Source organism: Streptomyces subrutilus (assembly GCF_008704535.1).
Lineage (GTDB): Bacteria > Actinomycetota > Actinomycetes > Streptomycetales > Streptomycetaceae > Streptomyces > Streptomyces subrutilus.
Genome location: NZ_CP023701.1, coordinates 1686427 through 1699311 on the forward strand (window position 1 = coordinate 1686427; position 12885 = coordinate 1699311).

The 12885-nt window shown below is 69.2% G+C and carries 10 protein-coding genes and 2 pseudogenes; 7 read left to right on the plus strand and 5 right to left on the minus strand.

Annotated features, from left to right (window positions below; translation table 11 throughout):
* Window positions 1–330: 330 nt before the first annotated feature.
* The 3 genes from CP968_RS07350 to CP968_RS07360 all read left to right on the plus strand — a co-directional run bounded on the left by CP968_RS07350 (window position 331) and on the right by CP968_RS07360 (window position 3049).
* Complete coding sequence (locus tag CP968_RS07350) at window positions 331–1500, plus strand: magnesium and cobalt transport protein CorA (protein ID WP_150517226.1); 1170 nt, start codon at window positions 331–333, stop codon at window positions 1498–1500.
* A 328-nt stretch (window positions 1501–1828) separates the two neighbouring features.
* A complete protein-coding gene (locus tag CP968_RS07355; RefSeq protein ID WP_189828852.1) occupies window positions 1829–2359 on the plus strand; it encodes an SMI1/KNR4 family protein in 531 nt (176 codons plus the stop codon).
* A gap of 105 nt (window positions 2360–2464) precedes the next feature.
* Window positions 2465–3049: a hypothetical protein gene (locus tag CP968_RS07360; protein ID WP_150517227.1), complete on the plus strand. Its 585-nt coding sequence runs from the start codon at window positions 2465–2467 to the stop codon at window positions 3047–3049.
* Here the strand turns inward: CP968_RS07360 and CP968_RS07365 are convergent.
* The 3 genes from CP968_RS07365 to CP968_RS07375 all read right to left on the minus strand — a co-directional run bounded on the left by CP968_RS07365 (window position 3034) and on the right by CP968_RS07375 (window position 5116).
* Entirely contained in the window at window positions 3034–4293 is a 1260-nt protein-coding gene (locus CP968_RS07365; protein ID WP_189828851.1) for a tyrosine-type recombinase/integrase, read from the minus strand. The genes CP968_RS07360 and CP968_RS07365 overlap by 16 nt on opposite strands.
* 57 nt (window positions 4294–4350) lie before the next feature.
* Window positions 4351–4722, minus strand: a complete 372-nt coding sequence (locus CP968_RS07370) for a helix-turn-helix transcriptional regulator (RefSeq protein ID WP_150517228.1) — start codon at window positions 4720–4722, stop codon at window positions 4351–4353.
* Window positions 4723–4864: 142 nt separating this feature from the next.
* Window positions 4865–5116, minus strand: a complete 252-nt coding sequence (locus CP968_RS07375; RefSeq protein ID WP_150517229.1) for a helix-turn-helix domain-containing protein — start codon at window positions 5114–5116, stop codon at window positions 4865–4867.
* A gap of 569 nt (window positions 5117–5685) precedes the next feature.
* Here CP968_RS07375 and CP968_RS07380 point away from each other — a divergent pair.
* The 4 genes and pseudogenes from CP968_RS07380 to CP968_RS07400 all read left to right on the plus strand — a co-directional run bounded on the left by CP968_RS07380 (window position 5686) and on the right by CP968_RS07400 (window position 10293).
* Window positions 5686–6603: a hypothetical protein gene (locus tag CP968_RS07380; protein ID WP_150517230.1), complete on the plus strand. Its 918-nt coding sequence runs from the start codon at window positions 5686–5688 to the stop codon at window positions 6601–6603.
* Window positions 6600–7296, plus strand: a pseudogene (locus tag CP968_RS07385) (ATP-binding protein). The gene CP968_RS07380 and the pseudogene CP968_RS07385 overlap by 4 nt, the downstream one beginning before the upstream one ends.
* Before the next feature lie 890 nt (window positions 7297–8186).
* The gene (locus CP968_RS07395; RefSeq protein WP_031149213.1) at window positions 8187–8582 is read left to right on the plus strand and encodes a plasmid mobilization protein; all 396 of its coding nucleotides are present in this window, start codon (window positions 8187–8189) and stop codon (window positions 8580–8582) included.
* Window positions 8579–10293: pseudogene (locus tag CP968_RS07400) on the plus strand (relaxase/mobilization nuclease domain-containing protein). The gene CP968_RS07395 and the pseudogene CP968_RS07400 overlap by 4 nt, the downstream one beginning before the upstream one ends.
* A gap of 596 nt (window positions 10294–10889) precedes the next feature.
* On the opposite strand, the gene CP968_RS07405 reads toward CP968_RS07400, so the two are convergent.
* Together CP968_RS07405 and CP968_RS07410 are read right to left on the minus strand one after the other, a co-directional pair.
* Window positions 10890–11444 (minus strand): flavoprotein, encoded by a 555-nt coding sequence (locus CP968_RS07405; RefSeq protein ID WP_150517232.1) that lies wholly within the window; start codon window positions 11442–11444, stop codon window positions 10890–10892.
* A complete protein-coding gene (locus CP968_RS07410) occupies window positions 11441–12718 on the minus strand; it encodes a helix-turn-helix domain-containing protein (RefSeq protein ID WP_150517233.1) in 1278 nt (425 codons plus the stop codon). Before CP968_RS07410 ends, CP968_RS07405 begins: the two co-directional genes overlap by 4 nt.
* Window positions 12719–12885: the final 167 nt, after the last annotated feature.

Here is a 12885-nt window from a genome sequence, read left to right on the forward strand (position 1 = left end):
ACGGAAAGGACACGAGCAGGGCGAGGAGGGGCGAGGAGGGCGACGGCAGGAGCCGCCACCGCACGGACGCTCGGACCTGCGGCCCGAGGCGCGACGGGCCGAACGTACAGGCCGGGCGGGCGCGCCCGATCCGGCGGGCGGGCGGGCGGACGGGCAGGCGAGCGGACGGGCGGACGGGCGGACGGGCGGACGGACGGACGAACGCGCACCCGGTCGGACAGAACCGGCACGACGACCGGTCCGAAGACGAGACCATCACCTCCCGCCCCTTTCTGCCGTATATCCTGCCTCTTGCCCGTAAACACACGTTCGACCGGGAGCTGACCTGCGATGCCGGAGCGTCCAGACCGCCGCTCGTCACCGTCCGCCGCCGCGAAGCGCGCGGGCTGGCGCCGACCCGCCTCCCCCGCCTCCGCACCCCCCGCGGGCCCCCCGGACACCCAGCCGCCCGCACCCCAGGCGCCCCCGCCCGCGGACCACCGCAGCGTGGTGGACTCGGCCGTCTACCGCGACGGCCGGCGGGTCGCCTCCCCCGCGACCCTGGCCGAGACCTTCCGGCAGCTGCGCGAACAGCCCGACGGGATGGCCTGGATCGGCCTGCACCGTCCGACCGAACCCGAACTGCACTCCCTGGCCGCCGAGTTCAACCTCCACGAGCTCGCCGTGGAGGACGCCCTGGAAGCCCACCAGCGTCCCAAGCTCGAACGCTACGGCGACACCCTCTTCGTCGTCCTGCGCGCCGCCCGCTACGTGGACGCCCTGGAGGAGGTCGACTTCGGCGAACTCCACGTCTTCGTCGGCCCCGACTTCCTGATCACGGTCCGCCACGGCGCGGCCCCCGACCTCTCCAGCGTCCGCCGCCGCATGGAGGCGACCCCCGAACTCCTCTCCCTGGGACCGGAGGCGGCCCTGTACGCGATCCTCGACGCGGTGGTCGACGGCTACGCCCCGGTCGTCGAGGGCGTCCAGACGGACATCGACGAGATCGAGACGGAAGTCTTCCGCGGCGACCCGGCGGTCTCGCGCCGCATCTACGAACTCTCGCGCGAAATGGTCGAGTTCCAACGCGCGACCCGCCCCCTGGTCGGCATGCTCAACAACCTGATGGCCGGCTTCGCCAAGTACCGCACGGACGAGGAACTGCAACGCTACCTCCGCGACGTGGCGGACCACGTCACGCACACCAGCGAACGCGTCGACGGCTTCCGCCAGGCCCTGACGGAGATCCTCACGGTGAACTCCACCCTGGTCTCCCAACAACAGAACGCCGAAATGCGCGCCTTGGCCGAAGCCGGCTTCGAACAGAACGAGGAGATCAAGAAGATCTCCTCGTGGGCGGCCATTTTGTTTGCACCCACGCTGGTGGGAACCATCTACGGCATGAACTTCGAGACCATGCCCGAGCTGAAGTGGGCGGCCGGCTACCCCTTCGCGATCCTACTGATGGCGGTGGTCTGCGTCAGCCTGTACGTCATCTTCAAGAAGCGCGACTGGCTGTAGATCGCACAGCAGCACCATTGATCAACTTAGCTCCTGCGAAAGCCGAGAAGTGGCCCGCAGGACCCCCTGGGGAGAATCTGGGGAGAATCCGCAGCCCACCCATGCCGGGCACTCCCCCGGCCCTTGGGGCCAGCCCTCCCGCACCGCCGACCACCTTCGACGGCACGCGATTGCGGAGGGTAACGACAACGGGTGGCACAGCAGATGCTGTGCCACCCGTTGTCGCGACCAGGCCTGTCCTGTCTCCCCCGACGACTACAAGCCGGCAGTCGTCCAACGACCTTGCCCGTGGGGCGTCGATGTCCGACCCCCTGTCTAGCCTGTCTCCGTGAAGCCCACCGATGACCGCCAGTTCCCCGCCGCGCTCGCCACCGCGATGGCCGTTCGATTCGACTACGCCGACGGGAAGACCGGGGTCGACTTCGAACCCTTCCCGGCCTTCCTGTCCGCTGCCGAGACCACCGACTGGTTCCAGGCATGGACCGGGAACAGCGAACTGGACGGCAACGACTTCCGCGTGTTCGGACAAGACGGCACGGGCGGGTACGCGGCGATCTGGCTCATCCGCCCGAGCCGCCCTCTGGCCGAGCAGCCCATCGTCTTCCTCGGCTCCGAGGGCGAGACCGGTGTCGTAGCACGCGACCTGGGCGACTTCCTGTGGCTACTCGCCGACGGCTTCGGCCCCTGGGAAGCCGCCACGTCCTACGAGCCGGACTGGAAGGCGCAGCCCAATCCGGAGCTGGCAGCCATCGCCGAAGGATTCGCACCGCACCAGCGCCGGTCGGCGGCAGCCGTGATCGAGCTGGCGACCCGGGAGTTCCCCAACTTCGACGACACCATCATGGACCTCTGCCGCTGAACCCAGCGTCGTCACCTGCACGACCAGCCGGAATCGCGGGAATGACGGAACGCTCAAGTCACCGCGCCCCTCTGTCGCGTTCGAGCATCGCTGTAGCCTCTGGCCATGAAGCACGGGGAAGGCGGGGACGCGCTCGTTCTGGAGGCCCGCGAGATGCTGGCCGCCGGACAGGGCGAGGAGGAGGTCTTCGCCGAACTGGCCGCGCGCACCGGCGACTGGGACGCCTGCGCGTTGGCCCTATGTCTGGCCCTGGGAGTGTCCCGGCCGGACGCCGAAGCTCGAATCCACGAGGCACGGCCCCTCTTCGACGAGTTCGAGGCGGGAGAGGAAGACATCGTCGCCATGCTCCTCGCCTGTGGGCACGTGTTCGTCGTGGACCAAGTGCTGGACGGTCGCGGCGAGCGAATCCGCAACCTGTTGTGGACTGCCGCCTGCGCCCGCGGAGGCTTTCCTGGCGGCATGATCCCCTGGTTTCGTACCGGGGAGCTCACGAAGATCTTCCTGCTCTTCGCGCAGACCCGGTTCCGGGACGGGCGGGGCTCACCTCCCGAGTTCTGGGCGGCCATGGTTACGGCCGGGGAACTTCTGGCGACCGAGGACAGCCCGGACCAGGCGGAGGTAACGGCGGGGCTGGAACATTGCCTGGCGCAGGCGACCGCCGTCGGTACGGGCTCTCAGATGCTGCCGTGAGAGGAGACGAGGCCCTCAGGTACGTACTCGGGCACCGTGCCGAGCAGTACGTCGATGGCCGCGCGGCCCTTGCCGCCAGCCTCCGGCATGAAGTGGGCGTAGTGGTCGAGGGTGATGGTCGGACTTGAGTGACCGAGCCACCGAGCGAGCGTGACGATGGACTCGCCCGCTTCGAGGAGGACCGAGGCGTAAGTGTGCCGGAGCACGTGGAAGCCGTCCTTGCGCGAAGCCTTCCACCGCGCACCCTTCTCCCGCGCGGGAATGACTCCGGCCGCGGCGAGGGCCGGCTTCCAGGCCTCGTCGTTGAAGATGTTGGCGCGGATGGCATTGCCGTACGTCGTCGTGAGGACGAGCGGGAAGCTCTGCTTCTCCCGGTCGGGCTCCGGTCCGCCCCAGGGGAGTTCGACGTCGACGGCCGGATGGTCGAGGAAGTACGCGGCCAGTTCCGTGGCCACCGACCGGGGCATGTCGACGATGCGCGTCTTGCCACCCTTGGGCAGGGCGAAGTAGAGGCGCCCGGAAAGAAGTTGGACCTGCCTGCGCACTCGGATGACGCCGCGTTCGAAGTCGATGTCCCTCGGCGACAGCCCGAACACCTCGCCCTGGCGCAGCCCACACCCCACCGCGACGACGACCGCGATCCGGTAGCGAGGATTGATCACGTCCCGTACCCGCTGCGCCGTTGCCAGCGGCCACGCGTCACGATCCTCGTCGGGGGCCTTCGGCCAACGCACCGTCTTGGCCCGCATCGGGTTGCGGACGAGGCGCTTGTCATCGATCGCGGTCTCGAAGATGTTCGACAGCGAGGTGAGGATCTGCCGGGCGTACCGCGGAGAGCACTCGCCTTCGAGCGTGGCTATGTAGCCGCGCAGGACGGTCGCCGACACGTCGCGCAGCGCCACCGCACCGAGGTGCGGAAGGATGTGGAGTCGTACACGCTCGTCAACTCGCTTGACCGTGCCGGGCGCGCCGCGAACGCCGGCGCGCCAGTGGCGCGTGACGAAGTCCGTCAAGGTGATGGAGCCGTCGCGCGGGTCGACGAACTCGCCTCGTTCGCTGTCGGTGCCGGACCGCCGGAGCCACCCCTTGGCGTCCTCCAGCACGTCGAACGACATGTCCCGGACGCCCGGGATTCCAGCGACACGATATCGGGACCCCTTGCCGTAGCGGGTCGTACGCTCACGCTTCCCGGTGACGAGATCCTTCTTCTTTTTGATCCAACGGTCTTCGATATAGCCAGCCAAAGAATTCCTCGGAGTAAGGGTTGGGCGTAGGTCGGGCGGTAAGGCCGGGCAGATCAGTCAGGTCGTGGCCGGATACCCGGCACGGCGCTGCGGGGCAGCATTCACCGGGCTTAGGGAGGCATTGCTGCGGGAGTCCGCCCGCTCCTGTTCCCGGATCCACTCGTCAAGTGTTTGGATCCGGTACATCACACGTCCGCTCCGCCCCATCCGAAAACTCGGCGGACCTTGGCGACGGTGCCGCCGCACGTAAAGGGTGGCGGGCGACAGCCCCAGGTATTCGGCGGCTTCACCCACGTTCAGAAAACCCCTCTCCAGCGGCGACACGCGGGGAGACGTGCGGACATTCGCCAGCAATTCACTGTCACAAGCAACACTTCGCACGTATCGAACCTTCGGGGTCTTCCGTCGGCAACCTGCGGCGACGGACATCGGGCATGACAAGCCCGCCCCCGCTTGCTGTCAGGCAGGTGGAGCGGACTACTTCAATGGTCTGGAGAATCCCCGGTTTGGCTGACCGGGGATCGTCGGGTATAAGCCGGGGCGGCGTCACCGCACACCCCATCCCAGCCCCCTACGTCGCGGGCTGGAGCAGGGCGAGTGGGGAGACACCGAGGGCGGCCGCAATGGCGACGAGGTCATCCACGTCGCAGCGTCGGCGGGTCCGTTCGATGCGGGACAGCATGGTGTTGGTCATGGGGTGGCCGAGCTCGGTCACCCGGGCAGCGAGCTCGCGCTGGGCAAACCCGCGCGAGGTGCGCACGCGCTCGATGGCGCCGGCGGTCCGTTCTCCGGCGGGACCGATTTCCGTAGCTCTTCGGGGCATGCGTCTGTTGTAGCTCGGGTTCCCGGGTTCACGTAATCGCGGAAGCCCAGACATGGGACTTTTGGGGCCCGTTTCGCGGAGAACGAACTGCCGATTCCCGCATAGGCGGCCATTGCGGAGCTACGACCCATCTCGGACCACAGAGGTGTGCACAGCATCAGCGGCTCCGGGCGGCGGAAACATAGATCGCCTCGCCTACTCCGGTCAATGGCTTTCGGGGTGCGACCTTCGCCGCTCTCCCCATGCCGTCGACTTTTTGGTCAACCGGGGATTCGCACTTACTGTGAAGACGTTCGCGATCAGCGATGCGATCTGACACTTTTCGAGTGCGGATTCGCTGGACTTGCGCGGGCCGGGTGTGGCTGTCTTGGCTAAGCACCCCCGACAAAGGAATCGGCTCCCGGCGTTGCAGCGCCGAGAGCCGATGGGAGTCCCTTGTCCAAACCGCCCACTCCTGAACGGATCTGAGGAAAGTCTATGCCCAACAGTACGGCCGAAGCAGCCGTCCGCACACCCGCGCCCACCCCGGCGTCGCCGTCCCAGCAGCAGACGAAGGCGGGGCGATAGGCATGGCACGCATCCGCACCATCAAGCCGGAAGCCTTCAGCTCCGAATCGCTGGCCGCCGTCAGCATCACCGCCGAGCGGACGTTCTTCGGCCTGCTCACCCAGGCCGACGACCACGGCCGGTTCCGTGACCAGTCCGCCGTCATCGCGGGCCTCTTGTGGTCCCTGCGCCCCGAACACGGCCCGATCGAGGTCGAGGACGACCTCACCCAGCTCGCCGGCAATGAACTCATCTGCCGGTACGAGGGCGAGGAAGACGGCAAGCGGTACCTGCACATCGTGACCTTCTCCAAGCACCAGAAGGTCAACCGCCCCAGCGGTGTCCGGCACCCGAACTGCCCCTACCACGACGGCGGCCGGGTACCCCTGACTTCACCGCTGGCGCAGGGAGGGCTCCGTGAGCCGTCCGTGCACCATCAGGCACCCGCCCTGGAGCCCGCACCTCATGCCACGTCACCGATCCCCGTATCCGCAGGTCAGGGCGGATTCAGTGAGCCCTCCGTGCAGCATCAGGGGGAGGTGCGGGAGTCTGCGCCGAGCCCTCACGGTCCGGATCTAGGACCTAGGATCATGGATCTAGGATCTCCGTTGGGAGGTGCGAGCGCCCCCGCCACACCCCAGACCGCAACGGCCCAGCAACTGGTCGCCGAGTACGCCGCCGCGTGCGGGAAGCGCCCTCCGGGGAAAGTCCTGGGCCACGTCGGCCGGGAAATCAGCAAGCTGCTGCACGAAGGCATCGACCCGGACCACATCCGAGCCGGAGTCGACCGCATGCGCCTGAAGAGCCTCTACCCGAGTCTGCTGCCCAGCCTGGTCAACGAGGCCATGAACCCGCCCCAGGCCACTGCTGGCGCCCGCAGGGCCCCTCAGCCGTACACCAACCCCGTTGACGCCGAAGCCGCTTACGGAGGCCAGCTGTGACCACCGCGACCCGCGAACCCCAGCGTGCTGGCGCCCTGGCAGCCCGTCTCCAGGCCATCCTCGCTGCCAAGGGCATCGACCCCGACACCGCACCCGCCGGGCCCACGGTGGAGCCGGTGACCGCCCTGGAACTCGCCGACCGCCGCATCCCGCCCCGCTACCGCGAGGCACTCGCCACCCAACCCGAAGTCCTGGGCTGGGTGGAGGCGGTCACCGGCGCCGGGCGGAACGGGCCGGCCGGTACCCGGGGCATCGCCTACGGCCCCTCGCTGCTGATCGCCGGAACCACCGGCATCGGCAAGACACATCAGGCCTGGAGCCGTCCGCTCGCTGCTGGCCGCCGGAGTACGCCTGCGCTGGCAGGCGGTCACCTCCGCCGACCTCTACGCCCAGCTCCGGCCCCGGCCCAACCACGACCCCGAGCGGGAGATCCAAGAGCTCGGCCGGTGCCCGCTGCTGATCCTGGACGACCTCGGCGCGGCCAAGCAGTCCGAGTGGACCGAGGAGCTGACGTACCGGCTGATCAACCGCCGCTACACCGAGATGCTCCCGACCCTGATCACCACCAACCTGCCCATCGCGGAACTCCGCAACGCAGTCGGGGACCGCGTCGCCTCCCGTCTGGCAGAGATGACCACCCGCGTCATCCTCACCGGCCCAGACCGCCGACGCGCCCAGCCGTCAGGCTCCTGACCACCACGGTCCCACTCAGGTCGGTCCCCGTCATCGTGGGGGACCGAACCACTGGCCCGAGCCGTTCGGGGACCGTCCCCATCCAGGTCCCGTCCCCGCCCCAATCACGGTCCCCCAACCCGGTCCCGTCCCGGTCGCGGTCCCGGTCCCCGTCCCAGTCACGGTCCCCGTCCCGGTCCCGTCCCCGGCTGGCAGCGGCCTCCCCCAAGAGGGGACCGACAGCAGTCGAGCGGGGACCGTCCCCTTGATTGCGCTGCGCGCGTCGGGCACCACGGGGACCGGTCCCCAACTCTGTTTCCGCAGGTCAACCCCCTGATATCCCCCGACTCAGTGGCGACCGTCCCCACGGTCCCCGCCATCCGGGACCGACCTTCGACGGTTCGGGGACCGTCAAGTCACGACGTCGGGGACCGTCCCCACCCACGACTACGGGGACCGAGACGGGACCGGTCCCCCACACCCATGCCGCTGGGGACCGAGAGCCTCCCGAATCCGGGACCGTCCCGCCCGGTCCCCGGACAGCGCCGACAGCATCTCGCGTCACCAGCGAGCGGTCCCCCAACCGGTCGACCCCGCCCAACAGCCCCTTCACACGACCAGCCTCTACCTCTTCAAGGACACGCATGCACAACCCACCGCACGACCGTCCCACCCACGACGATCACATGCCCTCGCTTCCAGCCTCAGGAGGAGCAAGTTGTACCCAGAGCATTGCTCCCGTCGGGAGCAATGCTCTGGGCTCCCCCGCCCCAGGGGTGGCGGGCGCGGACCGGCACCAGGGGGTGCCGGCCCTTCGGGATGCTGCCGAGGCCGTACCGCACCACGAATCGGAGGGACAGCACGCCTGCCACACCCCCCGCTGCACGCACACCGCCCCAACGACATCGCACGTGCGCCAGCGTGAGCGCCTGCTCGCCGAGAAGAAGCGCATCCACCAGCCCAGTTGCCGCATGAACGACGATGAATTCCAGCTCCTCACCCACGCCGCGGCTGCCTGCCGCATGAGCACCGCCGGGTTCCTCGCCCACTCTGCCCTGAAGGCCGCACGCGACCTCGAACACACCGAAGCCGAGATCGCCACCCACCGGGAGATGGTCAGAGAGCTGTTCGCGCTGCGCCGGGCCCTCGGCCAGATCGGCAACAACCTGAACCAGGTCGCCACCGTCTTGAACTCCGGCGCCGACGCCCCGCACGCCAAGGCGGTCCTCGACGCCGTCCAGCGGACCGCCGAGCGCGTGGACGGCTTCACCCAGCGATACGTAGAGACGGAGGCTCCCACCGGATGATCCCCCGCGTCCACAAGATGGGCACCCGCACCATCGGCCTGATCCGCTACCTCTACGGCCCCGGCACCCACGAGGAACACACCGACCCACACCTCGTGGCGGCCTGGGACAGTCTCGTCCCCGACCCCGGACGCAACTCGAAAGCCACTTACGGGGACCTGCAAAGGCTCCTCGATCAGCCCGTCGAAGCCCTGCCCAAGTCGCGACGCCCCACCGAGCACGTATGGCACCTGTCCGTACGTGCCGCGCCCGAGGACCCGATCCTCAGCGACGAGCAGTGGGGCGACATCGCCCGCCGCATGGTCGCCGCCACTGGCATCGCCCCCGACGGCGACACCGCCGCCTGTCGCTGGGCAGCCGTCCGCCACGCCGACGACCACATCCACATCATCGCCACCACTGTCCGCGAGGACGGCCGCCGGCCCCGCCGCCACAACGAAGCCAAGCGCTCCCAGGCCGAAGCCCGTCTCATCGAAGCCGACTACGGCCTGCGCCGCCTCAACGCCGGTGACGGAACCGCAGCCCAGCGCCCCACCAGTGCCGAACACCACAAAGCCGACCGCCACCAGCGGGAACGCACCCCGAGGGAGGAACTGCGCGAGAGCGTCCGACGCGCGGCGGCCGGCGCCCAGAGCGAGGAGGAGTTCTTCGACCGTCTCAGCCGTGCCGGTCTCCTCGTAAAGCGGCGCGTGGCGCCGTCCGGGGACCTCCTCGGCTACACCGTGGCCCTGCCCGACGACCGCAACAAGAACGGCGAACCCGTCTTCTACTCGGGATCCAAGCTCGCCCCCGATCTCTCCCTGCCCCGTATCCGCGAACGCTGGACCCAACCGGCAGAATCCTCCTCGGACGAGGACGTCTCACCGGAGCTCCCCGCTCTCCCGCCGGTCACCGGCCCTGCGTACGCCCGCCGCCGCGCCACCACTGCGACCTGGCAGGCACTGCTGCTCATCGAGCATGCCGACGAAGGCACGGCAGCAGCCCAGATCGCCGCTGCCGGGGAGGTCCTCGACGCCCTCGCCAAGACCTCCGCCGCCTACACCCACAGAGAACTCCGCGATGCAGCCTTCGCGTTCGAACGGGCCTCCCGCTCCCACGTCCGCGCCGTACGCGGGCACGACCACGCCCTGCGCCAGGCCGCGCACGACCTCGTCCACAGCGGACCAGCCCTCGGCCGCGGAGAGGACGGCGCCACCACCGCCATGCTCATCGACACCGCGTTCTTCCTCGTCACCGCGGCAGCGAACTGGCACGCCAGGAAGGACCACGCCCAGCAAGCAGAAGCAGCCCACCAGGCCGCCGAACACCTGCGCGCCGCCACCTGCGCGCCGCCTACGAGATCGCGGCATCCCAGCCGATGTCCGTGCTCCACCAGCGAGGCCGCTCCCTGCCACTGCAGCGACGACAAGCAGCCGTCCTACGCCAGGCGCTGCCCGAGATTGCCGAACAAGTTCTGGCCGAACCGGGCTGGCCCGCCCTGGCGGCCACCCTCGCCGATGCCCAGGCCGCAGGCCACAACCCAACCCACCTCCTCGCAGAAGCCACGCGGCATCGGGAGCTGGACAGCGCCACCTCCGTCAGCGACGTCCTCGTCTGGCGCCTCCGCCGTCTCGCGCACCTGCCTGCCGATCCCGCAGCATCACTCCCCCGGCACGCGCCGACCACACAACCGGCTCTGAAGGCCGCGAACAACGCCTCCCGCCGGCGCTGACGGCATAACGCATCCGTCCGTACATAGCCGACGATCCCCGGTCAGCCAAACCGGGGTTTCTCCGGAGCATTGAAAACATCACCACCGACTCCGTCCCGTAAGGAAACCCCCGCATGCCCGAAACCGAACTGCGCATCGAAGTCATCGCCCTGCTGCTGGACGCTGACTTCAAGCTCCGGCCCGACACCAACACCTGGTCCCACAGTGACGGACGCCCCTTCACCCGGGCTGAACAGGCCACCGCCTTCCAGGCAACGCGTGCCGAACTCGAAGCCACGGCAGCGCTGAGCGCCCGCTGCCCTCAAGCAGAACACCGCCGCGCAGGCCCTCATCGAGCTCTTGCACTCGTACTTCGCCCGGCGCCCCGAAGCCCACATGGTGATGGACGTAATCCCGCACATGACAGAGGAAGACCGCACCGAGTACGAGCGCCTGTGCGCCATCGCCGCTCCGGATGGCGGCATATACCTCCCCTACGAAGCCTGACGGGCCCGGAACAGCACTCTGCGACCGGAGACCGGGTACCTCCCGGTCTCCGGTCGCAGGTGTTCCCGATGCGCACGTCCGGCAGGTCCTACCCACTGGCAGTCGCAGGATCAGTGGTGGGCGGCCCCTGCCGCCAGCAACGGAGCCAGGAGGTCAACGGCTTCCTCCCAGCGGAAGCGGTCGGCACCGCCGCCGGACTTCGGGCGGTGAGGCTCGTAGCTGCCGACCAGAACACCCATCTCGCGCAGCTCGGCGAGGCTGCGCTGGTACGCGCGGTGGGCCGCGAGGGCGGTGTTCACGTAGGGCAGGACGGCGGTGGGGATGCCCATCCCCGGAGCCTCGCAGAGGATGCCGAGGGCGAGGTTGTCCGCGAAGCCAGCCGCCCACTTGTTGACCGTATTGAAGGTGGCCGGGGCTACGGCGATCACATCGGCGGGCGGGAAGGATCGTGCGTCCCCCGGCGCGCGCCAGGCGGAGCGGACGGGGAAACCGGTCCGCTCCTCGACCGCGGCGACGTCGAGGAAGGGAAGCCCCTGCGGGGTGGCGACGACGCCGACGCCCCAGCTCCGCCCGTGCGCGGCGTCGATCAGCTTGCCCACGTCGCCCGCGATCCCGGCCGCGCAGACGACGACGTACAGGAAGGGCTTGCGCTGCGGCTCGGTCACGCGGGTACTCCCAGTCGGCGGCTGAAGTGGTGGAGCTCTGGCAGCGTACGCCGACGGTCTCGGGCTGCCATGTCGGCGACCAGGTCCCGGACGGCTGGTCGCCGTACGTCCTGGGCTGCGCAGGTCTCCGCGATCCGCAGGGCCTGGTAGCCGTCGGCCAGGCGGCCCTGCTGTGCGTAGGCACGGGCGGCTTCCACCCATAGGGCGGCCCGGCGCTCGGGCACCGGGATGTGGCGGCGCATGAGCGGACGGGCGATGTCGATGGCGACGCCCGCGTCACCGAAGGACACGGCCGCGCTGACCTCGTGGAGGGCCACGTTGGTGGGGCTGAAGTTGGCCCAGGCGTCGGGGTGGTCTAGAGCGACGTACTTCGCAACCTCCTTGGCCTCGGCCAGGAACTCTGCGGTGGCAGCACGGTCCCCGGCCCTGCTGGCAGCCGTGACTCCGCGCAGTAGCAGCAACCCGAGCACGGAGAGGTGGTGGTGGGGCTGCCGGTCGTACGCACCGGCGAGTTGTGAAGCCGTGTGCTTGATCAGCGTGACGGCCTGGCCGGCGTGCTGTTCGCGGACCAGGACGTGTGCGTGGAGGCGAACGCTGGCAGCGAGGACGAGTGGATCACCCGAGCGTTCGGCCTCGGCCATCGCGCGCCCGACGGCGAGCCACGCCGTGCCGGGGTCTCCCTGCTTGAGCAGGAGGCTGGCCGAGGTCTGGTAGGCCGTGGCCAGGAAGCGGGGAAGCTCCTCGGCCTGCGGGGAGTCGGCGATGCAGTGGCGGAGATCGGTGATCAGACCGGGAAGGGTCCGCTCCAGCTCCGCGTAGTCGCACGTGCTCCAGAGGCGCCGGATGGCCGTGGCCCGGTTTCGTAGTTCCCCGGACTCCGGCGCTTCCGTCGTCGGAGTCGTCGGCATCCCGGGTAGGAGTGCCTGGACGAGCGCGGGGTGCGCAGCCGTCGGCGTGACCGAGGCTGTGAGTGCGGTGACGCTGGCGGCAAGGAAGGTACGGCGGCGCAGCATTTCCTCTGTCTCCGGATCGTGGGGATCGGCTTCCGGGGCGGCCTCCGCCAGACCGAGTCGGGCCGGAGGAATGCGCAGGACGCGGGCGACGTCGCGCAGGACCCGGATGTCGTCCGTTCCGCGTCCGCCCTCCAGTCGGCTGATCTTCGACTGGTGATATCCCAGCTCGCTGGCCACGTCCGCTTGTGAGCGGCCCTGTAAGACCCGAGCCCGGCGGATCAGTTCACCGATCCGGTGCACCTCGCCCTGCGTGTCGACCATCTCCGCCACGGCCCCTTCTGCCGAGACCGATCCTGCCTGCTCAACCGAGCCTAGCTGCAACGAACTTGCCTGCCATGCACAACGTGCATGAACGATGCAGGGGCTGCGCGGCCCGTCGCGCAGCCGCCTCCTGACCCGCTTGCCTGGTGGAACCGCACCCCTCCAGG

What these genes read in the sequence shown, in the direction of transcription:
- CP968_RS07350 (WP_150517226.1), top strand. Translation starts at nt 331, where the DNA reads ATGCCGGAGCGTCCAGACCGCCGCTCGTCACCGTCCGCCGCCGCGAAG.
- CP968_RS07375 (WP_150517229.1), bottom strand. Translation starts at nt 5,116, where the DNA reads ATGCCCCGAAGAGCTACGGAAATCGGTCCCGCCGGAGAACGGACCGCC.
- CP968_RS07380 (WP_150517230.1), top strand. Translation starts at nt 5,686, where the DNA reads ATGGCACGCATCCGCACCATCAAGCCGGAAGCCTTCAGCTCCGAATCG.
- CP968_RS07370 (WP_150517228.1), bottom strand. Translation starts at nt 4,722, where the DNA reads ATGTCCGTCGCCGCAGGTTGCCGACGGAAGACCCCGAAGGTTCGATAC.
- CP968_RS07360 (WP_150517227.1), top strand. Translation starts at nt 2,465, where the DNA reads ATGAAGCACGGGGAAGGCGGGGACGCGCTCGTTCTGGAGGCCCGCGAG.
- CP968_RS07410 (WP_150517233.1), bottom strand. Translation starts at nt 12,718, where the DNA reads ATGGTCGACACGCAGGGCGAGGTGCACCGGATCGGTGAACTGATCCGC.